21 protein-coding genes are annotated in these 23,679 nt (G+C 69.1%); 12 read left to right on the forward strand and 9 right to left on the reverse strand.

The genetic code is table 11. From position 1 onward, the window contains the following. Nucleotides 1–32: 32 nt before the first annotated feature. On the reverse strand, nucleotides 33–554 hold the full coding sequence (locus tag P2PM1_RS18350) for a GNAT family N-acetyltransferase (protein WP_186400029.1): 522 nt from the start codon (nucleotides 552–554) through the stop codon (nucleotides 33–35). 511 nt (nucleotides 555–1,065) lie between these two features. Here P2PM1_RS18350 and P2PM1_RS18355 point away from each other — a divergent pair. Beyond that, nucleotides 1,066–1,458: a DUF2794 domain-containing protein gene (locus P2PM1_RS18355; RefSeq protein ID WP_186385925.1), complete on the forward strand. Its 393-nt coding sequence runs from the start codon at nucleotides 1,066–1,068 to the stop codon at nucleotides 1,456–1,458. 197 nt (nucleotides 1,459–1,655) lie between these two features. On the opposite strand, the gene P2PM1_RS18360 is transcribed toward P2PM1_RS18355, so the two are convergent. From P2PM1_RS18360 to P2PM1_RS18375, 4 genes are all read right to left on the reverse strand, one after another. After that, a complete protein-coding gene (locus P2PM1_RS18360) occupies nucleotides 1,656–3,719 on the reverse strand; it encodes a S8 family serine peptidase (RefSeq protein WP_186400030.1) in 2,064 nt (687 codons plus the stop codon). Between the two features lie 328 nt (nucleotides 3,720–4,047). After that, nucleotides 4,048–4,809: a Bax inhibitor-1/YccA family protein gene (locus tag P2PM1_RS18365; RefSeq protein ID WP_186385923.1), complete on the reverse strand. Its 762-nt coding sequence runs from the start codon at nucleotides 4,807–4,809 to the stop codon at nucleotides 4,048–4,050. Between the two features lie 255 nt (nucleotides 4,810–5,064). Further along, nucleotides 5,065–7,647, reverse strand: coding sequence for an ABC transporter permease (locus tag P2PM1_RS18370; RefSeq protein ID WP_186400031.1), 2,583 nt, complete (start codon nucleotides 7,645–7,647; stop codon nucleotides 5,065–5,067). A gap of 2 nt (nucleotides 7,648–7,649) precedes the next feature. Continuing rightward, a complete protein-coding gene (locus P2PM1_RS18375) occupies nucleotides 7,650–8,366 on the reverse strand; it encodes an ABC transporter ATP-binding protein (protein WP_186385921.1) in 717 nt (238 codons plus the stop codon). Nucleotides 8,367–8,481: 115 nt separating this feature from the next. Between P2PM1_RS18375 and P2PM1_RS18380 the strand changes: the two genes are divergently transcribed. The 4 genes from P2PM1_RS18380 (at nucleotide 8,482) to ppa (ending at nucleotide 11,772) form a co-directional block, all read left to right on the forward strand. Further along, nucleotides 8,482–9,117, forward strand: a complete 636-nt coding sequence (locus tag P2PM1_RS18380) for an arylesterase (protein WP_186400032.1) — start codon at nucleotides 8,482–8,484, stop codon at nucleotides 9,115–9,117. Nucleotides 9,118–9,248: 131 nt separating this feature from the next. Next, nucleotides 9,249–10,301, forward strand: a complete 1,053-nt coding sequence (locus P2PM1_RS18385) for an aldo/keto reductase (RefSeq protein WP_186400033.1) — start codon at nucleotides 9,249–9,251, stop codon at nucleotides 10,299–10,301. A gap of 189 nt (nucleotides 10,302–10,490) precedes the next feature. Further along, entirely contained in the window at nucleotides 10,491–11,084 is a 594-nt protein-coding gene (gene thpR / locus P2PM1_RS18390) for an RNA 2',3'-cyclic phosphodiesterase (protein ID WP_186400034.1), read from the forward strand. 151 nt (nucleotides 11,085–11,235) lie between these two features. Further along, complete coding sequence (gene ppa / locus P2PM1_RS18395) at nucleotides 11,236–11,772, forward strand: inorganic diphosphatase (protein ID WP_186385917.1); 537 nt, start codon at nucleotides 11,236–11,238, stop codon at nucleotides 11,770–11,772. Nucleotides 11,773–11,872: 100 nt separating this feature from the next. Here the strand turns inward: ppa and P2PM1_RS18400 are convergent, their stop codons facing one another. Continuing rightward, nucleotides 11,873–12,655, reverse strand: coding sequence for an alpha/beta fold hydrolase (locus tag P2PM1_RS18400; protein WP_186400035.1), 783 nt, complete (start codon nucleotides 12,653–12,655; stop codon nucleotides 11,873–11,875). Nucleotides 12,656–12,881: 226 nt separating this feature from the next. Between P2PM1_RS18400 and P2PM1_RS18405 the strand changes: the two genes are divergently transcribed. After that, the gene (locus tag P2PM1_RS18405) at nucleotides 12,882–13,811 is read left to right on the forward strand and encodes a sugar kinase (RefSeq protein ID WP_186400036.1); all 930 of its coding nucleotides are present in this window, start codon (nucleotides 12,882–12,884) and stop codon (nucleotides 13,809–13,811) included. A 76-nt stretch (nucleotides 13,812–13,887) separates the two neighbouring features. Next, nucleotides 13,888–14,517, forward strand: a complete 630-nt coding sequence (locus P2PM1_RS18410; RefSeq protein ID WP_186400037.1) for a L,D-transpeptidase — start codon at nucleotides 13,888–13,890, stop codon at nucleotides 14,515–14,517. A gap of 83 nt (nucleotides 14,518–14,600) precedes the next feature. Here P2PM1_RS18410 and P2PM1_RS18415 read toward each other — a convergent pair whose 3' ends face one another. Continuing rightward, nucleotides 14,601–15,785, reverse strand: a complete 1,185-nt coding sequence (locus tag P2PM1_RS18415; protein WP_208985326.1) for an adenylate/guanylate cyclase domain-containing protein — start codon at nucleotides 15,783–15,785, stop codon at nucleotides 14,601–14,603. A 96-nt stretch (nucleotides 15,786–15,881) separates the two neighbouring features. Continuing rightward, a complete protein-coding gene (secA, locus tag P2PM1_RS18420) occupies nucleotides 15,882–18,659 on the reverse strand; it encodes a preprotein translocase subunit SecA (RefSeq protein ID WP_186400038.1) in 2,778 nt (925 codons plus the stop codon). A 295-nt stretch (nucleotides 18,660–18,954) separates the two neighbouring features. Here secA and P2PM1_RS18425 point away from each other — a divergent pair, with 295 nt between their 5' ends. Next, nucleotides 18,955–19,818, forward strand: a complete 864-nt coding sequence (locus P2PM1_RS18425) for a peptidylprolyl isomerase (protein WP_186385912.1) — start codon at nucleotides 18,955–18,957, stop codon at nucleotides 19,816–19,818. A gap of 13 nt (nucleotides 19,819–19,831) precedes the next feature. On the opposite strand, the gene P2PM1_RS18430 is transcribed toward P2PM1_RS18425, so the two are convergent. Further along, nucleotides 19,832–20,497, reverse strand: a complete 666-nt coding sequence (locus P2PM1_RS18430) for a TetR/AcrR family transcriptional regulator (protein ID WP_186385911.1) — start codon at nucleotides 20,495–20,497, stop codon at nucleotides 19,832–19,834. Between the two features lie 273 nt (nucleotides 20,498–20,770). Here P2PM1_RS18430 and P2PM1_RS18435 point away from each other — a divergent pair, with 273 nt between their 5' ends. The 4 genes from P2PM1_RS18435 to mutT all read left to right on the forward strand — a co-directional run bounded on the left by P2PM1_RS18435 (nucleotide 20,771) and on the right by mutT (nucleotide 23,672). Next, on the forward strand, nucleotides 20,771–21,106 hold the full coding sequence (locus P2PM1_RS18435; protein ID WP_244301554.1) for a hypothetical protein: 336 nt from the start codon (nucleotides 20,771–20,773) through the stop codon (nucleotides 21,104–21,106). A gap of 73 nt (nucleotides 21,107–21,179) precedes the next feature. Beyond that, a complete protein-coding gene (argJ, locus tag P2PM1_RS18440; RefSeq protein ID WP_186385910.1) occupies nucleotides 21,180–22,412 on the forward strand; it encodes a bifunctional glutamate N-acetyltransferase/amino-acid acetyltransferase ArgJ in 1,233 nt (410 codons plus the stop codon). A gap of 13 nt (nucleotides 22,413–22,425) precedes the next feature. Beyond that, nucleotides 22,426–23,277 (forward strand): N-acetyltransferase, encoded by an 852-nt coding sequence (locus P2PM1_RS18445; protein ID WP_186400039.1) that lies wholly within the window; start codon nucleotides 22,426–22,428, stop codon nucleotides 23,275–23,277. Continuing rightward, nucleotides 23,274–23,672: an 8-oxo-dGTP diphosphatase MutT gene (mutT, locus tag P2PM1_RS18450; RefSeq protein WP_186385908.1), complete on the forward strand. Its 399-nt coding sequence runs from the start codon at nucleotides 23,274–23,276 to the stop codon at nucleotides 23,670–23,672. The genes P2PM1_RS18445 and mutT overlap by 4 nt, the downstream gene beginning before the upstream one ends. Nucleotides 23,673–23,679: the final 7 nt, after the last annotated feature.

The raw sequence follows: 23,679 nt of genomic DNA on the forward strand, positions 1-23,679 counted from the left end.
GGCGGGGAGCGCTCCGCCGGGAGCCGGATGCCTCAGAACCGGTCTTCGGCGAACCAGCCGAAGACCGTCAGGTCGAGCGTCGTCTGGGCGATGCGCTCGCGATTGGTCATCAGGATCTGGCCGCCCCGGCGCTGGTAGAAGCGCACCGCCTCCTCGTTGTCCTTGAGCACGCGGATGGCGAGGCCATCGAGGCGGGCGCGGGTCAGCGCGGCGCGGGTGGCGGTGAACAACTCGCTGCCGAAGCCGAGGCCCTGGTGGTCCGGGCGGATATAGAGTTCGTAGATCTCGCCCTCGAAGGGCAGTTCGCGCATCCGGCTGCGGCCCCAGGTGGCATAGCCGGCCGGCACGCCGGCGACCTGGAGAATCTGGATCTGGACGCCGCGCGACAGGGCGGTGCGCCACCATTTCGGTCCGCGCCGGGAAATCATCCGCTCCAGTTCGAGCCCGTCGATGATGCCGCGATAGGTCGCCCGCCAGGCATCCTCGTGGATGATGGCGAGCGCTTCGGCATCGTCGTGGCGCGCTGGGCGCAGGGCTGTCAGACCGATACTCATGACACCATGATAGCGCCCTTCGCCGACGGACAAAAGCCGTTGCGCGCAGCGCCGCGCCCGGCGGGGCGGGAGAGCTGGAAAATGCGGAAGAGCCGTGGGGAGAAACGGAAAAGGGCCGGCGCTGAGCCGGCCCTTCCGGTTGCAGTTCGGCCCTTGCGGGCCGGGGAACGCCTGAGACAAAACCCCGGGGGGCTGGGGGGCTGTTGCGTACCGAAGCCTTGTCGTCAGTCCCTCATGCAACGATGCCAATTTCGCCGGCCAAGATGGCGCCGTATGGGCTGCAATGGGGCGAAACTATGAAATCGACAGGGGGGTAAAAACTCCTGGGGCCGCGCCGGAGCCGCCTGAAATAGTGATTTTTTCCAAGGGTTTGCCGGAAGAGTGGTCTGGCCGGGGCGCCGGCGGGCGGAGCGCGGCGCCCGGCCCTCGCTGCCCGGGACTTGCCAAAGGCGGAAGCAGGGGCTCATCATGACGGATCGATGACGGGACCCCGAGCCAGGCGGGAGGCGCGATGAGCGAGTTCGAAGAAGAGGCATCCCGGTTCGGGGCGGACCTGGAGGCAATCTCCGGCTTCGCCCCTGCGCAAGGGACGGCCAGCCCCCCGGCGCTGGTCACCTTTCACCGCCGGGAACTCGACCTGATCCTGCGGGTCTATGGCCACCGGGTGGCCTCCGGCGAGTGGCGCGACTATGCCATCGACCATCTGAAGGACCGGGCGGTGTTTTCCGTGTTCCGCCGCAGCTCCGAAATGCCGCTGTTCCGCATCGAGAAAGTGCCGCGCAACGCCCGGCGCCAGGGCGCCTATGCGGTGGTCGGCACCGGCGGAGTGATCCTCAAACGCGGCGGCGATCTCGCCCAGGTGCTCAAGGTCTTCGAGAAGAAGCGTCACCTCAGCCTGGTGTGAGGCCGCAAGGCAGGGGCTGCTCGCCGCCCGGCGCAAAAGCGGAGGCCGGGCGAGCCGACCCCTATCGATCAGGAAAAAGCGGAGGTCGGGCAGGCCGACCTCCCCTATGATTTAAAAAGCGGAGGTCGGGCAGGCCGACCTCCGCAAGGCAGTGCCGCGGGAATGCAGGCACGGAACCGGGAGCCCCGCAGGGCTCGTCAGAACTTGTAGCCCATGCGCGCGGCCAAAGCGTGCGAGCGGGCGCGGGCCCGGTACTCGCCCGAGTAGGTGAGGGCGCCGGACAGGCGGCCCTCCATCGCGTCGACCTGCAGGCCGGCCGACAGGCGGGCGATGTCGCGGCCGACACGGGTGCCGGTGGCGGTGACCGGCGCGCCGAGCATGGTGGCGGTGCGGCTGTCGCCGAGCGAGCCGAGGGCGCGGGCATAGGCGACATCGACCACCGGCGTCAGCGTCGCCGCCGCACCGAGCGGCAGGGCGGGCGCGGCAACGCGCACACCGGCGCCGGCATCGAACTGGCTGCGGTTCGCCGACGGTGCCGAGAGGGCGAAGACGCCGGCCCCGGTCTCGTTCGACGCGCCCAGCCACTGATGCACGAGGCGGGTCTGCAGGTAGGGCTGGATGGTGGTGCCGACGGTCGCGAAGGTCATGCCGATGCGGGCATTCGACCAGGCGCCGATATCGACCGACTTGCTGGAGCCGGTGAAGGGCACGGCACCGCCGGCGCCGGCGATCGAGTTGCGGGTGCGGCGCGAGTCGAAGCGGCTGAGGCCGCCGGCCGCGTCGGCGAAGAAGCCGCCGGCCGAATAGCTGCCATAGGCGACCGCATGCAGCGCATTGGCGCGGGCGGTGTTGCCGCCGCCCTGGCTGTTGCCGGAGGTGAAGCCGACACCGAAACCGCCGCCGATGCCATTGCCGAGGGTGACGTCGATACCGGAGAGCATGCCGCCGGTGCGGCTGATGCTGCCGGGGGTGGCGCCGTGGGAGGAGATGCTGGAGTAGCTGCCGAGCATGGAGCCCCACAGCCGGTAGCCGGCATCGGCCGTCGGCGCGCCGCCATGGGTGGAGACGCTGACCGTGCCCGGGGTCGCCTTGCCGGAGCCATGCGCGGCGGCAAGGTCGGCGATGGTGCCGGCGATCTGCGACATGGTCGCGGCCTGCGCCATCTGCGACTGGGTGAAGACCGAGGCGGTGGCGCCGTTGCGGGTCGAGGTCAGGTTGTCAAGGTCGAGCAGGCCCCAGCCATATTCGGCATCGATGCCGGCTTCGCCGACGTCGCGGGCGGTCGCCAGCACCAGTTGCGCCAGGTCGGAGGCGGAGGCGTTGGGGAACATCTCGCGGGCGATGGCAAGCGCGCCGGTGACATGGGGCGCGGCCATCGAGGTGCCGGACATGCGGACATAGCCGCCGGTGTTGGAGGTCGAGTAGATGCCGTCGGCATCTTCGTCGTCGCCGCCGCCGGGCGCGGACAGGCACCAGGCCATGGCGACGCCGCAGCGGTTGGAGTAGTCGGCGAGAGTGCCGTCGCGGCCGACGGCGGCGACCGCCAGCCAGTTCGCCCGCAGCTCGGGGAAGAGGTGGGGCAGGGCCGCCTCATAGGAGGCGCCGGGCAGGCCGTCATTGCCGTTGGCGAAAACCATCACCGCGCCTTCGGCGGCGGCGCGGCGGAAGGCGGCGAGCATCAGCGGATTGTCGTTCTCGAAATGCGACCGTACGCCCTCGAGGGCGGGTCCGTCGGCCGGCATCATCCCGTCGCTGCCCCACGAGTTGTTGAAGAACTCGATGCCGTTGTCGAGGCCGTAGCCGATGACGGCGGCGACGGCGCTGTCGAGCAGCGCGGCGTCGATGCTGCCGTCGTCCCTGGCGATCTGCAGCGAGGTGACCCGGGCGCCCGGCGCGACGCCCATCATGCCCTCGCCATTGGCGAGCGCGGCGATGGTGCCGGCGACATGGGTGCCATGGCCGTGGCCGTCCGTGGTCGTCGGCGCCAGGGTGTAGCCGTTGATCGACAGGCCGCTGAGATTGCCTTCGAGATCCGGATGGCCGGAGATGATGCCGGAATCGACCACGCCGACATTGACGCCGCGGCCGATATAGCCGCGCTCATGGGCGATGCGCGCGCCGGTCATGATCAGGCCCCACTGGGCGTCGTATTCGTCGGCCTGCGCGGCCGGGACGGCGAGGCACAGGGCAAGGGAGAACAGCGGCAGGCGGGAGATGGCGGCCCGGCGGGCGCCGGCAAGTCTTCTGGTAACGCTCGACATTGGATCCGTTCGACCTGAACTGGGGGGAAGATGAATGACCGCAGATAACCCCGCCGCGCCGCGCCGCGTCAATCCGGTTCGGCGCGAAAAGGCGAAGGATTCCGAGAGGAAGCCGAAGAAATGGACGCAGTGGCGGCGGCGGCGGACGCTCTGCAAACCGCCACCGGCTTTCGCCCGCTCCCTGTCCGCTCCCCGCCCGGCACCCGTCCGGCACCCGCCCGGCACTCGCTCGGCACTGGGCAAACGACGTTGCCGACGCCCTCGCAAACGAAACGGGCGCGGCTTTCGCCGCGCCCGTCGATGTCCGCTTGTGCCTGAGGATGCGCGATTATTCGCGGTTGCCGAACAGTTGCAGCAGCATCAGGAACAGGTTGATGAAGTCCAGATACAGGCGCAGGGCACCCATGATCGACTTCTTCTTGGCAACCTCGGAGCCGTCGCCCGCGTAGTACATTTCCTTGATCTGCTGGGTGTCGTAGGCGGTGAGACCCGCGAAGACCAGCACGCCGATCACCGACACGGCGAACTGCAGCGCCGAGGAGGCCAGGAAGATGTTGACCAGCGAGGCGATGATGATGCCGATCAGGCCCATGAACAGGAACGAGCCCCAGCCGGACAGGTCCTTCTTCGTGGTGTAGCCGTAAAGGCTCAGCGCGCCGAAGGAGGCGGCGGTGATGAAGAACACCCGCGCGATCGAGCCGCCCGTGTAGACGAGGAAGATCGTCGACAGCGACAGACCCATCGCCGCCGCGTAGATCCAGAAGGTCGTCTGAGCGGTGGAGGCGCTCATCGACTGGATGCGGAAGCTGAGGAAGAACACCATGGCCAGCGGCGCGAGCATCACCACCCACTTCAGCGGGCTGAGATAGATCGCCTGGCCGAACGGGGTCAGCGCCATGCCGCCGGCGGTCTGGTCGATGGCGAAATACACGGTCGCCAGCGCGGCAAGGCCGGTGATGGCGAGGCCGAGGGCCATGTAGTTGTAGACGCCCAGCATGTAGGCGCGCAGGCCCTCATCATAGACGCCGGCCTGTGCGTGTGCGCCGGCCGCAGCGTACCTCGTGTTGGAATTGCGGTCGAAGGTCGACATCGAAATCCTCTCTATCCGTTGAAACGGTTGCCCTTTTTGAGGGCGGTCCCCCGGCCGCGCCGGACGCCTCGCGGCCCCTTTGCGCAACCTTTTGAAGTCATGCAAGCGCCGCTGTTCGCGCCGCTCGCACGCACGTCCCCCCGAATATGGGCACAAGCCGCCGTCCCCACAAGGCATAATCGGCCCGGCCGACATTACCGTTCTGTCATTTTCCGGCAGAGGGTTACCCGCCGCGCAGGCGCGGTCCGGCGCCGGCTAAAGGTTGCGCAGCACCGGCGCCGGCTTGCGCCCCAACACCTGCCAGGTGCCCATGAGGCCGAAGCCGACGGTGAGCACGAGGGCGGCAAGCGCGGCGCCGAAGGCGGTCACGGGCAGGAAGGCGAAGCCCGCATTCATGATCTCCACCAGCACGAAGGAGGCGGCGAGCGCCCCGGCGATCACCGCAAACACGGCGGTGACGAGGCCGAGAATGGCGTATTCCAGCGAGAAGCTGGCGATCAGCCGGCCGCGGGTCGCGCCCAGCGTCTTGAGGATCACCGCGTCGTAGACCCGGTGCCGGTGACCGGCGGCGAGCGCCCCGCCCAGCACCAGCACGGAGGCGATGAGGGTGATCGAGGCGGCGGCGCGGATCGCCACCGCGAGCTGTTCCACGAGGCTGTTGACCTGCTGGATGGCGTCCTTGACGCGCACGGCGGTGACGGTCGGGAACGCCTGCGACAGGGTCTTGAGCAGGGCCAGCTCGCGGGCCTCGCCGCCGCCGTCGGCATAGGCGAGGGTGCGCAGATGGGTGTGCGGCGCGCCGGCGAAGGTGTTGGGCGAGAACACCATGACGAAGTTGATGGCGAGCGATTCCCACTCGACCCTTCGGAAATTGGCGATCTCGGCGGTGATCTCGCGGCCGAGTACGTTGACGGTGATCGTGTCGCCGATCTTCAGGCCGAGCCCGGCGCCGGCGCCGGCCTCGAAGGAGACGAGCGGCGTGCCATCATGGTCGGGCGCCCACCAGGTGCCCTCCGTCAACTCCGCACTCGCCGGCCGCTCGCCGGCATAGGTGACGCCGCGATCGCCGTTGAGCACCCAGCGGCCGCCCTCGGGCACTGCGACCTCCTCGCTCGGCACGCCGTTGACCGCGGCGATGCGGCCGCGCAGCATCGGCGCGCCGTCGATGGTGGCGCCCGGCGCCTCGCGGGCGAGCAGGGCGTCGAAGGCCTCGCGCTCCGACTGCTGCACGTCGAGGAAGAAGAAGCTCGGGGCATTGGCGGTGACGGTGGTGCCGAGCTCGCGGCGCAGGTTGCCGTCGATCAAGGCCAGGGCGACCAGCAGCGACAGGCCGAGGCCGAGCGAGAGCACGACGGAGGGGGTCAGCGCGCCGGGCCGGTGGATGTTGGCAAGCGCCAGGCGCAATTCGGCGCCGCGCGGATGCGGCAGGCGGCGGGCGCCGGCCATGATGCCGCGGGCGATCAGCGTCAGCAGCACGAAGACCACCGCGGTGGCGCCGACATAGGTGAGCGAGATGCGCAGGTCGCCGGACAGGGCGACGGCAAGGCCGGCGAGCACCAGCACGGCGGCGGCGGTCGCCGCGAGGTAGCGCTTGCGCGGCCAGGCGCGGGTGGCGGAGGCATCGTCGCGGAACAGCAGGCTCGGCGGCACGTCATGGGCGCGGCCGAGCGGCCACAGCGCGAAGGCAAGCGCAGTGAGCCCGCCATAGAGCACGCCGAGGCCGAGCTCGGCCGGATAGACCGAGGCGATCGCCTTGATCGGCAGCACGGCGGCGATGAAGCCGGCGGCAACGAAGGGGATCAGCGCGCCGAGGACGAGGCCGGCGGCGATGCCGAGGCCGGCGAGGCAGAGGATCTGGATCAGATAGACGCGGAAGACGAAGTCGCCATCGGCGCCAAGGCAGCGGAAGGTGGCGATCACCGGCCGCTTGGCATCGAGATAGGAGCGCACCGCATTGGCGACGCCGACGCCGCCGACGACCAGCGCGGTGAGGCCGACAAGGGTGAGGAACTGGGCAAGGCGGGTGATGTTGCGCTGCAGGCCGGGGGCGGCCTCGGCGCGCGACTGCACCCGCCAGCCGGCGAGCGGGAAGCGCCGGTTGGCCTCCTCGGCCAGCGCCTCGACCGCCGCGGAGGAGGTGCCGGCGGGCAGGCGCACCCGGTAGAGCCAGCGCACCAGGCTGCCGGGCTGGACGAGGCCGGTCTCCTCCAGCGCAGCGTCCGAGGCGATCATCCGGGGGCCGAAATTGATGCCGTCGCTGAGCCGGTCGGGCTCGGCGGCGAGCGTGTCGGCGATGCGCAGGCTGGCGCGGCCGAGGGTGATCATGTCGCCCCGCTCGAGGCCGAGGCGGACCAGCAGTTCCGGCTCGACGACGATGCCATGGACGCCGTCGCGCGGCGCGAGCGCGCCGGCAAGATCGCCGCCGCCGGCAAGGCGCAGCTCGCCATAGAGCGGATAGGCGCCGTCGACGGCCTTGAGCTCGACCAGGGTCTGCTCGCCGCTGTCGGGCGCCCGCGCCATGCCGCGCAAGGTGGCGACGCGCGAGAGGTCGCCGAGGCTTTCCAGCCAGGCAAGCTCGTCCGGCTCGGCGGTGCGGTGGATCAGGCGGGCCGACAGGTCGCCGCCGAGGATCGAGGTGCCTTCGGCGGCAATGCCTTCCACCAGCGCGCGCGAGACCGAGGCAACGCCGGAGATGGCGGCGACGCCAAGCGCGATGCAGGCGATGAAGACATAAAAGCCCCGCAACCCGCCGCGCATCTCGCGAAGGGCGAAGCGGAAGGCGAGGCCGAGGGGCGGGCGGGCGCGGCGCTGCGACGGCGTGGGCAGGACACCGTGCATGCTCAGTCCTCCCCAGCGGCGGCGACGGGCTCGAGCGTCTCGATATGGCCGGAGCGGACGCGGATGGTCTCGTCGCAGCGACGGGCGAGCGCCGCATCATGGGTGACCATGACCAGCGTCATGCCGCGCTCGCGGGTGGCGGAGAACATCAGGTCGACGATCTGCGCGCCGGTGGTCTCGTCGAGATTGCCGGTCGGCTCGTCGGCCAGCAGCAGCGGCGGGCGGGTGACCAGGGCGCGGGCGATGGCGACGCGCTGCTGCTCGCCGCCGGACATCTGCGAGGGGTAATGGCCGGTGCGCTCGGCGAGGCCGACGGCGGCCAGCTCCTCGCGCGCAGCCTCGAAGGCGCGCGGCACGCCGGCAAGCTCCAGCGGCACGGCGACGTTTTCCAGCGCCGTCATGTTGGGAATGAGGTGGAAGGACTGGAAGACAATGCCGATGGAGCGGCCGCGGAAGCGGGCGAGCTGGTCCTCCGACAGGTCCGTCAGTTCGGAGCCGCCAACGACCACCGAGCCGGTGTCGGCCCGCTCCAGCCCGGCCATCACCATCAACAGGGTCGACTTGCCGGAGCCGGACGGGCCGATGATGCCGACCCTGCGGCCGGCGGCGATGTCGAGGTCGACGCCCTTGAGAATGTGCACCCGGGCGGCATCGCGGCCGAGGCTGAGATGAACGCCGGACAGGGAGACGATGGGGGGCGGGACTGTTCGGTCGGTCATGCTCTGCCTATATGGTTGGGCCATATGATCGGGTCGACGTTGCAACATGCCGCGCTGCACGCAACCTTTCGCGATATGGGAGGTTACGCGGGGAGCGTCCAGAGGATCAGCCGACATGATACGTTTCGTTACAGTTTTTCTCGCCATGGCCGGATTGCTGGCCGCGCAGCCGGCGCGGGCCGAGCCGCTGCGCATCCTCGCGCTGGGCGACAGCCTGACCGCCGGCTACCAGTTGCCGCCCGAGGCGGCGTTCCCGGCGCAACTGGAGGCGGCGCTGAAGGCGCGCGGGCACGATGTCGTCGTGGTCAATGCCGGGGTTTCCGGCGACACCACGGCGGGAGGGCTGTCGCGGCTCGACTGGTCGCTGGGCGAGGGGGCGGACGCGGTGATCGTCGAACTCGGCGCCAATGACGCGCTGCGCGGCCTGCCGGTGGCATCGGCGCGGGCGAATCTCGAGCGGATCGTCGCGACCCTTGCCGAGCGCGGGCTGCCGGTGCTGCTGGCCGGCATCGCCGCGCCCCGCAACATGGGCGAGGACTATGTCGCCGGCTTCGAGCGGATGTATGCGGAGATCGCGGCGGACCACGACGCGGTGCTCTATCCGAATTTCCTTGCAGGCATCCCGATCACGGCCGAGACGGTGCTGCCGGACGGCATCCATCCGACGCAGAAGGGCGTCGCGATCATCGTCGAGGGCATCCTGCCGAAGGTGGAAGAACTGATCTCGCGGGCCGGCGCGGCGCGGGGCTGAGCGGGCACCCGGCGCGCCGCATCGGGGCGTGCGGGGAGAGACCGGCAGACGGTTGACGAGGCGCGCTTGAGCGGTCAAGGTCCGGCCATCCTCCCGGTCTTCACAAGACACCGCAGCAGAAAGATCCCCCGATGCAAAAGCGCCGTCTCGGACGCACGGACATTCATGTCTCCAGCCTGTCGCTCGGCACGATGACCTTCGGCGAGCAGAACACCGAGGCCGAGGGCCATGCCCAGCTCGACCTCGCGCTCGACCGCGGCATCAACCTCTTTGATGCCGCTGAGCTCTATCCGATCCCGCCCAAGGCCGAGACCCAGGGGCGCACCGAGGAAATCATCGGCACCTGGCTGAAGGCGCGCGGCAACCGCGACAAGGTGGTGATCGCCACCAAGGTGGTCGGCCGCACCGAGAACACCTGGTTCCGCAAGGACGGCAGCGAGGGCCGGCTGACCCGCGCCCAGATCGAGGAAGCCGTCGACAAGAGCCTGACGCGGCTGCAGAGCGACTATATCGACCTCTACCAGATCCACTGGCCGGACCGGAACGTCTCCGGCTTCGGCTCCAACCCGACGATCTGGAAGGCGCCGGCGCCCTGCGACGACGAGACGCCGATCGAGGTGACGCTGGAGGCGATGGACCGGCTGGTGAAGGCCGGCAAGATCCGCCATCTCGGCCTCTCCAACGAGAGCCCCTGGGGCACGATGCGTTTCCTGGAACTGGCCGAGCGCAACGGCTGGCCGCGGGTGGTGTCGATCCAGAACGCCTATAACCTGGTCAACCGCACCTTCGAGGGAGGGCTTGCCGAAATCGCCCACCGGGAACAGGTCGGCCTGCTCGCCTATTCGGCGCTGGGCCAGGGCTATCTGACCGGCAAGTACCGCAACGGCGCGCTGCCGGCCGGGGCCCGCAAGACGCTGTTCGACCGGCTGCAGCGCTACGAGAAGCCGGGTGCGGACGTCGCGATCAACGCCTATCTCGACCTTGCCGACGAGCTCGGCCTGTCCTCCTCGCAACTGGCCATCGCCTTCGCGCTGTCGCGCGCCTTCACCACCTCGGTGATCCTCGGCGCGACCTCGCTGGGCCAGCTCGAGCACGATCTCGGCGCGCTGGACCTTGCAATCACCGAGGAGATCGAGGGCCGGATCAATACGCTCTACCAGCATCACGGCAGCCCCTGTCCGTAAGGCGGCGGAAAGACGCGGCGGGCCGGCCCGAATCACGGCCGATCCGCCGCGACGGAGGGGGCCTGCTGCCGGTCGCAAAGCCGGCCTGAGGCGGAATGCCCTTGCGGATCAGCGCCTTGCTTTTTTGCTTGCGGTGCAGCGAAAAACCCGTCCTGATGAGAGCATGCGGCGACAGCGGAGGGTTCGATCATGCCTCGACTGTTCACCGGGCTTGAGATTCCGGCCCAGACCGGCCTCATGCTCTCCCTGTTGCGCGGTGGCCTGCGCGGTGTGCGCTGGATCGACCCCGAAAACTATCACATCACCCTGCGCTTCATCGGCGACATCGACGACCGCATGGCCGACGAGGTGGCGGACGCGCTCGACCGCATCCGCCGCGATCCGGTGGAGATCCGGCTGACCGGGCTCGGCGCCTTCGCCAACGGCAAGCCGCATGCGGTCTTCGCAAGGGTCGAGCCGACGCCGGGGCTGATGGAGCTGCAGGGCGAGCAGGAGCGCATCCTGCAGCGGCTGCGGCTGCCGGCGGAGCGGCGCAAATACGTGCCGCATGTGACGCTGGCGCGCTGCCGCACCTGCAGCAACCAGGACGTGGCGCGCTGGCTCGCCGAGCATGGCGACTTCTACGCCCAGAGCTTCACCGCCGCGCGGTTCGTGCTGTTCTCCTCCCGCGCCAGTGTCGGCGGCGGCCCCTATCTGGTGGAGGAGGCCTATCCGCTCGACCGGCAGGGCGGCGGCCACGGCGTGCCCGAGGGGGCAGCGCAGTTCGCCGGCCAGCACCGCTGAGCGATATCGCCTGCCAGTATCGCTGGGAGACGCGGCAATGATAGCCGCCGCAGCCCGCCGTCGGCCTTAAGTTGCACCGCACAATTTCCGGCTTGCCTTTGGACACGGCGCTTGCGATACAGCCGCCAACAGCCAAAGAGGAGCCCCATCCATGCGTATTGACGCCGTTCCGATCGGAAAGAATCCGCCTGAGGACATCAATGTCATCATCGAGGTCTCGGTGGGCGGCGAGCCGATCAAGTACGAGATGGATAAGGAAGCCGGCGCCATGTATGTCGACCGCTTCCTCTACACGCCGATGCGCTACCCGGGCAATTACGGCTTCGTGCCGCACACCCTGTGCGGCGACGGCGACCCGGTCGACGTGATCGTCGCCAACCAGCGGCCGATCGTGCCGGGCGCGATCATGAACTGTCGCCCGATCGGCGTGCTGTTCATGGAGGACGAGGCGGGGCAGGACGAGAAGTTGATCGCGGTGCCCTCCAGCAAGCTGACGCGGCGCTACGAGAACATCGTCCATTACGAGGACCTGCCGGACATCACCATCCAGCAGATCAAGCACTTCTTCGAGCACTACAAGGACCTGGAGCCGGGCAAGTGGGTGAAGATCACCGGCTTCGGCGGCCCGGACGAGGCCAAGCGGATCATCGAGGAATCGATCGAGCGGGCCAAGGCCGCCAAGGCCTGAGCCGCCTGTCGCGCTGTTTCAGCCGACGACATTCGACATTCTAGGCCGCGTCCCACAAGGGCGCGGCCTTTTGCTTTTCCGGTTTCTTGGTCTCCGGGCGTCAGGCGCTGTCGCCGGTCTGGGCGCGGATGGCGCGGGCGACCTGCCGCGGGATCTCCAGATGCGGCATGTGGCCGACCCCGTCGAACACCTGCACGGCGATATCGCCGGGCAGGCCGCGGGCCTGGGAGACCGGCAGCACCCGGTCCTGGGCACCCCAGATCAGCCGCACCGGGGGGCCGAGCGCCGCGATCTCGGTGATCGGCAGGGTCTTCTGCACCTTGCCGTCGAGCAGGGCCTCGACGATCTCGGTCAAGGTCTCGCAGACGCCGGGACGGGCGCGGGTCTCCGCCGCCTGGCGCACGACGAGACGCGGCAGGTCGAAGCCGAGGCCGAAGAACTGCTCCAGCAGCGGTTCCAGTTCGCCCGCCTCGCGCGCCGCCGCATAGCGGCGCAGCAGGGCGGCGTTGATCTCGGGGCCGAAGCCGCCCGGACCGAGCAGGGTGAGGCTCGCCACCCGCTCGGGCGCCTTCAGCGCGACGAGCGCGGCGGCCGCCCCGCCCATCGAATGGCCGACGAGATGGACGCGGGCGAGGCCCATCGCCTCCAGCGAACCGAGCACGGCGCGGGCGGCGACGCCGGCGCCGCCGATCCTCGGCCAGCCGAGGGCGCGGCCGTGGCCGGGCAGGTCGAAGGCCAGCGTGCGCCGGCTCATTGACACTTCGTCCTGGAGGGTGGCAAAGCCACGCGCGTCGCCGCCGAAGCCGTGCAGCAGCACCACCGGTTCGGGACTGTCCGGGCCGCTGGCGGTGACGGGCAGGATCGAGGGCGGCAATTCGGACATGGGGCGTTGCTCCGCTGATGGGTCTTTTGCTCCTTGTCGCATGCAAGGCCTAAGGATGCGAGGGGGGGATGCGAGGGGGGGATGCGAGGGGGGGATGCGAGGAGGGATGCGAGGGGGCAGGCGCCCATGCCGGGGAGGCGGGTCCGCCTTGGCCTTGCGCGGACTTGACAGGCGGGGGGAGCGCATCGCATGGACTTAAATCGATTGAATTGACCGGAGTGGACCAGTGAGCGAGCTACTTTGCCTCGGCGAGCCGATGATCGAGTTCAACCAGACGGCGCCGGGCGGGCCTTACGTGCAAGGCTTCGGCGGCGACACCTCGAACGCGGCGATCGCGGCGGCGAGGCAGGGGGCGCGTGTCGGCTATGTCAGCGCGACGGGGCGCGACGTGTTCGGCGACCTGTTCGACGGGCTGTGGGCGGGCGAGGGCGTCGATACGGCCGGCGTGGCGCGGATGGAGCAGGCGCCGACCGGGATCTATTTCGTCACCCATGGGCCGTCGGGCCACATGTTTTCCTATCGCCGGAGCGGCTCGGCGGCGAGCCTGATGCGCCCCGGCGCCCTGCCGCTCGAACTGCTGAAGACGGCGAGGATCCTGCATGTCTCGGCGATCAGCCAGGCGATCTCGGCGAGCGCCTGCGACACGGTGTTCGCCGCCATCGAGGCCGTGAAGGCGGCCGGCGGGCTGATCTCCTACGACACCAACCTGCGGCTGGCGCTGTGGCCGCTGGCGCGGGCCCGCGCGGTGGTCGAGGCGACAGCGGCGATGGCCGACATCCTGCTGCCCGGCCTCGACGATGCCCGCCAGCTCACCGGGCTGGAGGCGCCGCAGGAGATCGCCGACCACTACCGGGCGAAGGGCGCCGCGCGGGTTGCGCTGACGCTCGGCGACAAGGGCGTGCTCTATGCCGGGCCGGAAGGGACGGAGATCATCGCTCCGCACACGGTCGAGGCGGTGGATGCGACGGGGGCGGGCGATGCCTTCGACGGGGCGTTTCTCGCCGAATTCCTGGCCACCGGCGACGGGCTGGCGGCGGCCCGTCACGCCAATGCGGCGGCGGCGCTCGCCGTGTGCGGCTTCGGTGCTGTTGCGCCGCTGCCACAACGGGCCGAAGTCCTTGCCTTGCTCGCCAAACAGGGCGCGCGCGGCGCCTGAGGGACGTGTAGATTTTCTGCCGATTGCGAATCAGTCGGAGGGGCGGGCGGCGCGGCCTCCGGGGCGTGGAGGCGACATGCGGATTTTTTCTGGGCGGATCTTTGCTGGACGGGTTTTTGCGGGACTGGTGCTGGCGCTCTCCCTGGCGGGCGGTGCGCCTGCCAAGGCGCAGACGGAGCAGTATTACGATCCGGTCAGCCGGAGCTGGCAGACCTACCGGATCACGCCGGAGGCGGCCGGCAAGATCGTCCGCGAGAAATACCGGCGCACCGAGGTGCGCTACCGCACCGACAAGGCGCCGGGCTCCGTCATCGTCGATACCCGCGACCGCTATCTCTATTACGTGCTGCCGGGCGGCAAGGCCGTGCGCTACGGCATCGGCGTCGGCCGCGAGGGCTTCTCCTGGTCGGGCACGGAGAAGGTGACGCGCAAGGCCAAGTGGCCGGGCTGGACGCCGCCGCCGGAAATGATCGTCCGCGAGCGCAAGAACGGCCGCAACCTGCCGAGCTTCATGCCTGGCGGGCCGAAGAACCCGATGGGCGCGCGGGCGCTCTATCTCGGGGCGACCGAATACCGCATCCACGGCACCAACGAAGACTGGTCGATCGGCCGGGCGGTGTCGTCGGGCTGCATCCGCATGCTCAACGAGGATGTCGAGGACCTCTACGAGCGGGTCTCGGTCGGGGCGCAGGTCACGGTGATGTAAGACGCCGGCCTGCCGGGCCGGTCTTTCGAGGGGCGCTGCGACCGCAAGGTCCGGCGCCCTATTCGCGTCCGGGGGCGCAGGCCTCACACGGGGGCGTGCAGCTCCACCTCCTCGCCGAAGCCGGCGAGCTGGAAGCGGCCGAGCGGGGTGAAGGCGTGCGGGGCGAAGGCGGCGATGTCGGCGGTGACGAGAAGCGGGCGGCCGAGCGTCTTGGTCATCGCCTCGATGCGGGCGGCGGCGTTGACCGTGCGGCCGATCACCGAGAAGGTCAGCCGCTCGGGAATGCCGATATTGCCGAACATCACGTCGCCGGAGGAGAGCGCGATGCCGCAGTGAAGCGGATGCTCGGTCGCCGCCTGCGCCCGTTCGATCTGCACCAGCACCGCGTCGGCGGCGCGCAGGGCGCGGCTGACGGCGGCATCGAAGCCGCCCGCCTCGATCGGAAACACCGCCAGCACCGCGTCGCCGATGAAGTCCAGCACCTCGCCGCCATGGGCCATCACCGTGCGGGCGGTGGCGTCGAAATAGGCGTTGAGATGGGCCATGTAGACGTCGGGGGCGAGACGGTCGGCCAGGGCGGTCGAGCCGCGCAGATCGGAATAGAAGATCACCGCGTCGAGCCGCTCGCCGTCGCCATGGCGGATCAGGCCGGAGAGCACCCGCGATCCGGCGCGCGCGCCGAGATAGGTCTCGGCGAGGGTATGGGCGATCCGCGACTGGATGGTGGCGCGGCAGGCCAGCGCCAGGCGGATCTGCAGATAGTCGAGCCCCTCGATGTCGTCGTCGGAAAAGCCGCCCTCGGCCCGTGTCGCCCAACTGACCAGCATGCCGGACGAGCCGAAATCCTTGGCCGTCGGCAGCTCGAACGGGGTCGACAGGACGAGATAGTCGGTGAAGCCCTCGGCCTTCAGTGTCGTCAGGATCGGGAAGTCGTCGGTGGCGGCGTTGGCGCCGGAAAGATGGCGGCGCAGGCGGGTCTCGCGCGCCTCCAGCACGGCGCGGATGGGGCTTTTCAGCCAGTCTTCGGTGTCTTCCTCGTCATGGCGGTACTGCGCGAGCTCGGCCTCCCGGCCTGAGTGCCACAGGACGGATTCCGCCTCGACCAGCGGATGCAGCGTCGCCCAGGAGAGCATGGCGCGCTCCACCGGCATGCCGGCGGCAACGAGACGCTCGCAGAAGCCGGCGAACATCTCGCCGATATCCGGCTGGCCGAGCGCCTCGCGGATCACCCAGTCCTCGATCGCCTCAAGCTTTGGATTGGTTTTCACGCTTCACCTCCAGGCCCGAGCCCCGCGCCACGAAAAACGGCGGGCTGGCCGCCCGCCGTTCCTGACTTCACACCCCGGCCCGTCGCGGAGATTTTCTCAAGCGAGGGCGCCGTGGCAATGCTTGTACTTCTTGCCCGAGCCGCAGGGGCAGGCCTCGTTGCGGCCGACCTTGCCCCAGGTCGAGGGGTTTTTCGGATCGCGCGCCGTGCCGGGGGCGACGGCCTGATAGGCTTCGTCGAACTCGTTCTCGCCGGTCAGCGGGTCGCGGTGCTCGGCATGCATCGGCGGCAGGTCGCCGTCGCCCGGCAGGCTCGGCGGCTGCTCCTGCACCAGTTCCACGCGCATGAGCTGGGCGGTGGTGGCCTGGCGCAGGTTGACCAGCATGCTCTCGAACAGGGTGAAGGCCTCGGTCTTGTATTCCTGCAGCGGATCGCGCTGGGCATAGCCGCGGAAGCCGATCACCGAACGCAGGTGGTCGAGATTGGCAAGATGCTCGCGCCACAGGTGGTCGAGCGTCTGCAGCAGCACCGCCTTCTCGACCTGGCGCATGATCTCCGGCGAATACTGGCCGACCTTGCGGGCCATGGCCTCGTCGGCGGCCTTCTTCAGCCGCTCGGTCACCTCTTCCTCGGCGATGCCCTCTTCTTTGGCCCAGTCGACGACCGGCAGGTCGAGATTGAGCAGGCGGCGCACCTCGGTCTGCAGGCCCTCGGTGTCCCACTGCTCGGCATAGGCCTTTTCGGGAATATGCTTGGCGACGAGATCCTCGATCACGTCGTGGCGCATGTCGGTGACCGTCTCGGCCACCGTCTGGCCGTCCATCAGCTCGATGCGCTGGTCGAACACGACCTTGCGCTGGTCGTTCATGACGTCGTCGAACTTCAAGAGGTTCTTGCGGATGTCGAAGTTGCGCGCCTCGACCTTCTGCTGCGCCTTGGCCAGCGCCCGGTTGATCCAGGGATGGACGATCGCCTCGCCTTCCTTGAGACCGAGCTTCTGCATCATCCCGTCCATCCGGTCGGAACCGAAGATGCGCATCAGGTCATCCTGCAGCGACAGGAAGAACTTGGAATGGCCGGGGTCGCCCTGGCGGCCGGAACGACCGCGCAACTGGTTGTCGATGCGCCGGCTCTCGTGGCGCTCGGTGCCGATCACATAGAGGCCGCCGGCGGCGAGCGACTGCTGCTTGCGCTCCTCGACCTGGGCGCGGATCGCCGCTTCGCGGGCCTCCCGCTCCGGGCCGGCGGCCATGTCGGCGAGCTCGTGCTCGATGCGCATCTCGGCATTGCCGCCGAGCTGGATGTCGGTGCCGCGGCCGGCCATGTTGGTGGCGATGGTGACGGCGGCCGGCAGGCCGGCCTGGGAGATGATCGAGGCTTCCTGCTCGTGATAGCGGGCATTGAGGACGGTGAAGATCCGGTCCTTGTTGCCGTTGCCGGCGAACAGCGGCTCGAAGGCGGCCGGCGAGGAGACGTCGGCCTGCTTGTAGCCGGCGGCCTTGAGGCGGGCGGCGAGCAGTTCCGACTTCTCGATCGAGGTGGTGCCGACCAGCACCGGCTGGCCGCGCTTGCGGCAGTCCTCGATCAGCTCGATGATCGCGTTGTATTTCTCCTCGACGGTCCGGTAGACCTCGTCGTCGTCGTCGATGCGCTTGACCGCGACATTGGTCGGGATATCGACCACTTCGAGGCCGTAGATATTGGCGAATTCCTCGGCCTCGGTCTGGGCGGTGCCGGTCATGCCGGCAAGCTTGTTGTAGAGGCGGAAGTAATTCTGGAATGTGATGGAGGCCAGCGTCTGGTTCTCCGGCTGGATCTGCACCTTCTCCTTGGCCTCGAGCGCCTGGTGCAGGCCTTCCGAATAGCGGCGGCCCGGCATCATGCGGCCCGTGAACTCGTCGATGATGACGACCTCGCGGTTGCGCACGATATAGTCCTTGTCGCGCTGGAACAGCTTGTGCGCCTTCAGCGCCTGCTGCAGGTGGTGGACGATGGAGACGTTCTCCACGTCGTAGAGGCTGTCGCCCTTGAGCAGGCCGGCCTCGCGCAGCAGGCCTTCGAGCTTCTCGTTGCCGGCCTCGGTGAAGGTCGCCGAGCGCTGCTTCTCGTCGAGCTCGTAGTCCTCCGGCGCGATATGCGGGATGAAGGCATCGACGGTGTTGTAGAAGTCGCTGCGGTCCTCGAGCGGGCCGGAGATGATCAGCGGCGTGCGGGCTTCGTCGATCAGGATCGAGTCGACCTCGTCGACGATCGCGAAATTGTGTCCGCGCTGCACCATCGAGCCGCGCTCGTATTTCATGTTGTCGCGCAGATAGTCGAAGCCGAACTCGTTGTTGGTACCGTAGGTGACGTCGGCGGCGTAGGCGGCCTTGCGCTCCTCGTCGGTCAGGCCGTGGACGATGACGCCGACGGAGAGGCCGAGGAAGCGGTAGACGCGGCCCATCCACTCGGCGTCGCGGCGGGCGAGATAGTCGTTGACGGTGACGACATGGACGCCCTTGCCGGCAAGCGCGTTGAGATAGACCGGCAGGGTGGCGACCAGGGTCTTGCCCTCGCCGGTGCGCATCTCCGAGATCTGGCCGGCATTGAGCACCATGCCGCCGATCATCTGGACGTCGTAGTGGCGCTGGCCGAGAACCCGGCGGGCCGCCTCGCGCACCGTGGCGAAGGCCGGTTCCAGCAGGCTGTCGAGCTTGGCGCCGTCGGCGAGCTGGCGGCGGAACGTCTCCGTGCGGGCGCGCAGGTCGTCGTCGCTGAGGGCCCTAAGGTCGTCCTCCAGCGCGTTGATGGCCGCGACACGGTTGCGCAACTGCTTGACCAGGCGGTCATTCGAGGAACCGAAGAGCTTCTTGGCGAGTGCGCCGAGGCCGACCATGTGGCGGTCCTTATCGTTTGGTCAGGTCGCGCCGGACATTCGGTCCTGGCAGCAACCCGGAGATCGGATTGACGGTACGGGCAGGCGCGGGCCTCACAACCGCCGCATTGGGGCGAGACGAACGCATGCTCGACTGGGAGTGTCCGGCCCTTCCATGGGGGACGCTCGACAGATAAGAGGGGGTCCGGAGGTTGTCAACGCCGCGCAAACCGTCAGCCGACGGGGCGGACCTCCGGCGACAGGCGGGGCGCGGCAGGCGCGACCGCCGAAACACAAGACGACAGGGATACAGGGCATGACACGCATTCTTTCCGCGACGGCGCGGCGCGCCGCCTTTGCCGCGCTGCTGGCCGGCAGCCTGGCGGCCACCGGCGCGGCGGCGCAGGAGCCGGGCGACGTGGTCGCCAAGGTCGGCGACACCGAGGTGACCGAGGCGGACATCGCCTTCGCCTCGCAGGATTTCGCGGATCAGCTCTCCCAGGTGCCGCCGACCCAGTGGCGCAAGATCCTGACCGACGTGGTGGTCGACATGACCGTGCTGGCCAATGCGGCGCGCGAGGCCGGCATCGCCGAGGAGGACGCCTTCAAGCGGCAGGTCGAGTTCCTGACCATGCGGGCGCTGCGCAATGCCTATCTCGCCCGCGAGATCGAGGGCAAGCTCAGCGAAGAGGCGCTGCAGGCCGCCTATGACAAGGAATTCGCCAATTACCAGGGCGAGGACGAGCGGCGGGCCCGCCACATCCTGGTGAAGACCAGGGAAGAGGCCGAGGCGGTGATCGCCGAACTCGACGGCGGAGCCGATTTCGCGGACGTGGCGAAGGAAAAGTCCATCGATCCGATGGGCTCCAATGGCGGCGATCTCGGCTATTTCACCCGGGGCCGGATGGTCAAGGACTTCGAGGACGCGGCCTTCGCGCTGGAGGTCGGCGCCTATTCCAAGGAGCCGGTGGAATCGCAGTTCGGCTGGCACGTGATCAAGGTCGAGGACGCCCGCAAGCAGCCGGCACCGGAGCTCTCCGAGGTGCGCGAGCGGCTGCGCCAGCAGCTTTTGCGCGCGCGCTATACGGAGGTGCTGGAGGACCTGAAGTCGAAGACCAGCATCGAGGTGATGGCCGCGCCAGCCCCGGCCGAGGGCGGCGAGGCTCCCAAGGCGCAGTAAGCGGATCGCCGCTTCAGGGGCGCGCGGCCGGTGCGGCGCGCCAGCCATCCACGAACAGGCAGACGGCCGCCCTCACGGCGGCCGTTTCCATGTCCAGCCGGCCGGTCAGCAGCCGAATGTAGGCGAACCCGACCACCAGCTCGATGGCAAGGCGCGGGTCGACATGGGCGGCGACCTCGCCGCGCTCGCGGGCGCGCTCGATCATCTTTGCGGAATGGGAAAAGCGCCCCTCCATATAGGAGCGGAGAGCTTCAGCCGCGCTGTCCTCGCTCTGCGCCTCGGCGATGACCGAGCGGAACACCGGACCGGTCGGTGTGTCGCGCCAGTGGCGGAACAGCGAGTCGAGAAACGCCGTCAGGTCTTCCACCAGATCGCCGGTGTCCGGGTTGACGACGCCCTGCTTCTGGCGGTGATAGACGTCGAGCAGCAGGGCCGCCTTGCTCGGCCACCAGCGATAGATCGTCGGCTTGCCGGCCCTGGCGCGGCGGGCCACCGCCTCGATGGAAAAGCGCGCATAGCCGTCCTCCGCGAGAATGTCGGCGGCCGCCTGGCGGATCGCATCGGCGCTTGCCGGATTGCGCCGCGCGCCCGTCGAGGGTCTGGCAGCGGGCAAAGCCTCATCGACCCCAGCGCCGACGACATCCTTCGCCTCATGGTCCGTGATGTTGCCGTTCCGCATCGCGTTTCCTCAAGTTTCCCGCCGTTCGGCCACCTTCCTGCGCGGATTGTGGGCGGCTCTGTCGTTGCATTCAGCCTTAGCACAGGGCTTGACTAAACGAAACGGCCCGTTTAGATAATGCGAAACGAAACGGCCCGTTTCGTTTGTTGAGGCGCCAGAATTTCTTCAAGCCGCTCCGCCGCCCTGACGCTGCCCTGACGCCGCCTGGGCGCCGTCACCCGAATCCTTCCAGCCGAGCCATTGCCTTCGGCCTGCTCACCAGGAGATCTCCCGATGTCCGCACAGCCTGCCTCCGCCCCGTCCCCGGATGTTCCCGTCTCCGGCCCTTCCGACATGCGGGCGGATGCGGCCGCCCGTCCGGCGCCCCCTGCCGCCCCGCGCGTCCTGTCGCGTCCGCGCTTCGCTCTGCTGGTCTTTGCCGGCGTCTATCCGCTGGTGACGGCGCTGCTGTATCTGGTCGCGCCGCTGACCCGCGGCTGGATGTTCTGGCAGCAGACGCTGGTTCTCGCGCCGATCATGGTCGTGATCATGGTCTGGGGTCTCATCCCCTTCCTGCACCGCCGCTTTTCCGCCTTCCTGCATCCGGTCCGCAGGCCCTCGGCAGGATAGGACTTGCGCGAGCGGGAGCGATGGGGCAAGGCTCGCGGCAGTCTCTTCCCCCCGCTTTTCAAGGGAGTGTCCGATGTCCACGGCCGTCTCGCCGCTCGCCCCGAAATCCTATCCGGCGCTGCCCGCCGTCGCCGGCGTGCGCTTCGCCACCGCCCAGGCCGGGATCAAGTACAAGGGCCGCACCGACGTCCTGATGGTGCTGCTCGACGAGGGCGCGGACGTCGCCGGCGTGTTCACCAAGTCGCGCTGCCCGTCGGCGGCGGTCGACTGGTGCCGCGACAATCTCGCGGGCGGCCGCGCCCGGGCGCTTTTGGTCAATTCCGGCAATGCCAATGCCTTCACCGGCCGCAAGGGCCGCGAGGCGACGGAGCTTTCGGCGCGCTATGTGGCGGAAGCGGCCGGCTGCGCCATGGGCGAGGTGTTTCTCGCCTCCACCGGCGTGATCGGCGAGCCGCTGCCGGCGGAGAAGTTCGCCGGCGTCGTCGGCACCCTGGTCGGCGAGGCCGAGGCCGGCGACTGGCAGGGTGCGGCGCGTGCCATCATGACCACCGACACCTTCCCCAAGGCGGTCTCGCGCAGCATCGATCTCGGCGGCCAGAGCGTGACGCTCAACGGCATCGCCAAGGGTGCGGGCATGATCGCGCCGGACATGGCGACGATGCTCTCCTTCCTGTTCACCGATGCGCCGATCGCCGCGCCCGTGCTGCAGGAACTGCTGTCTGAAGCGGTCGAGGGAACCTTCAACGCCATCACCATCGACGGCGACACCTCGACCTCCGACACCGTGCTGCTGTTCGCCACGGCCAAGGCCGGCGGCGCGCGGGTCGAGCGGGCGGACGATCCCCGGCTTGCCGGCTTCCGCCAGGCGCTCGGCGAGCTGATGCGCGAGCTGGCGCATCTGATCGTCAAGGACGGCGAGGGCGCGCGCAAGTTCGTCGCCGTCACCGTGACGGGCGCGGAGAGCGACGCCTCGGCCAAGCGCATCGGCTTTTCCATCGCCAATTCGCCGCTGGTGAAGACCGCGATCGCCGGCGAGGACGCCAACTGGGGCCGCATCGTCATGGCGGTGGGCAAGGCCGGCGAGCCGGCCGACCGCGACCGGCTGGCGATCTGGTTCGGCGACGTGCGCGTCGCCGTCGACGGCGAGCGCGATCCCGGCTACTCGGAAGAGGCGGCCTCCGCCGCCATGCGCGAGGAGGAGATCGCGATCCGCGTCGATCTCGGCCTCGGCGAGGGGACGGCGACGGTGTGGACCTGCGACCTCACCAAGGAATATGTCGCGATCAACGGCGACTACCGGTCCTGAGCCGGGTGCCCGCATGGCGGACCGCGCGCCTGTCCTCGACCTTGCGACGCTGAAGGCCATCGAGGAAGCCAATCTCAACAGCTTCCCGAGTGAGCGCAGCGTCGTCGACGGGGCCTGGGTGGCGCGGCTGTCGCCCGGCAATCCGGCGCGTCGGGTGAACTCGCTCAACGTGATGGATCCGCGCGACGGGGGCAGCGCCGGTCGGCGGCTGGCCGAGATGCGGGCGGTCTTTGCCCGCAACGGGGTTCCCTTTCACCTGCGCCATACGCCCCTGACGCCGCCGGAACTGGCGGCGATCGCCGACAGCGAGGGCTGGCCCCGCAGCGGCGACACCGATGTGTGGCTGCGGGAGGTGGACGGGGCGGAAGCTGGAGCCGGCGGCCCCGACGACATCCGCGCGGTCGATCTCGCCGCCTTCATGGCCGGGTTCGCGGCGGTGGGCGGCACGCGGCCGGAGACGGTGGCAAGCGTCGCCCTGCAGCGGCTCGCCGAGGCCCTTGGCCGGGTCGCGGTGGAGCGGCTGGCCTTCCGGGCCGAGGACGATGCGGGAGCCGCGAGCGGGGTCGTGGTGGCCGTGGTCGATCGCGGGCTGCTCGGCATCTACGATCTGGCGGTGCGGCCCGATGTCCGCGGGCAGGGGCTTGGCGCCCGCCTGGTTCGCCGCTGCCTCGCCGAGGCACAGGCGCGCGGCTGCCGGCTGGCCTGGTTGCAGGTGACGGCGGAAAACGCGCCGGCGCGGGCGCTGTACCGGCGGCTCGGCTTTCGCCAGGGCTATGGCTATCACTACCGGCTGCCGGGGGAAGCTCCCCGCATGGTGAGCAAAGTCTTGCGGCAGCGTCCCGAAACGGAACGGGGAAGCGGATGAAACTTCTGATCGTCGCGGCCTGCGCGCTGCTCGATGCCGACAACCGGGTGCTGATCGCTCAGCGACCCGAGGGCAAGGCGATGGCCGGGCTTTGGGAATTTCCCGGCGGCAAGGTCGAGCCGGGGGAGCGCCCGGAGGAGGCCTTGATCCGTGAACTGGCCGAGGAACTCGGCATCACGGTTAAGAAAGAGTGCCTCGCACCGCTCACATTCGCCAGCCACGCTTATGAGGAATTTCACCTGCTCATGCCACTTTTCGTATGCCGACGGTGGTCGGGCACGGTGGCGGGCCGGGAAGGTCAGGCGATCAAGTGGGTGAGGGCGGTGCGGCTTCGGGACTATCCGATGCCGCCGGCGGACGAGCCCCTGATTCCGCATCTGATCGATCTGTCCTGACAAGCGG

It is taken from the genome of Stappia sp. P2PMeth1 (assembly GCF_900185735.1).
In the GTDB taxonomy this organism is placed as follows: Bacteria; Pseudomonadota; Alphaproteobacteria; order Rhizobiales; family Stappiaceae; genus Stappia.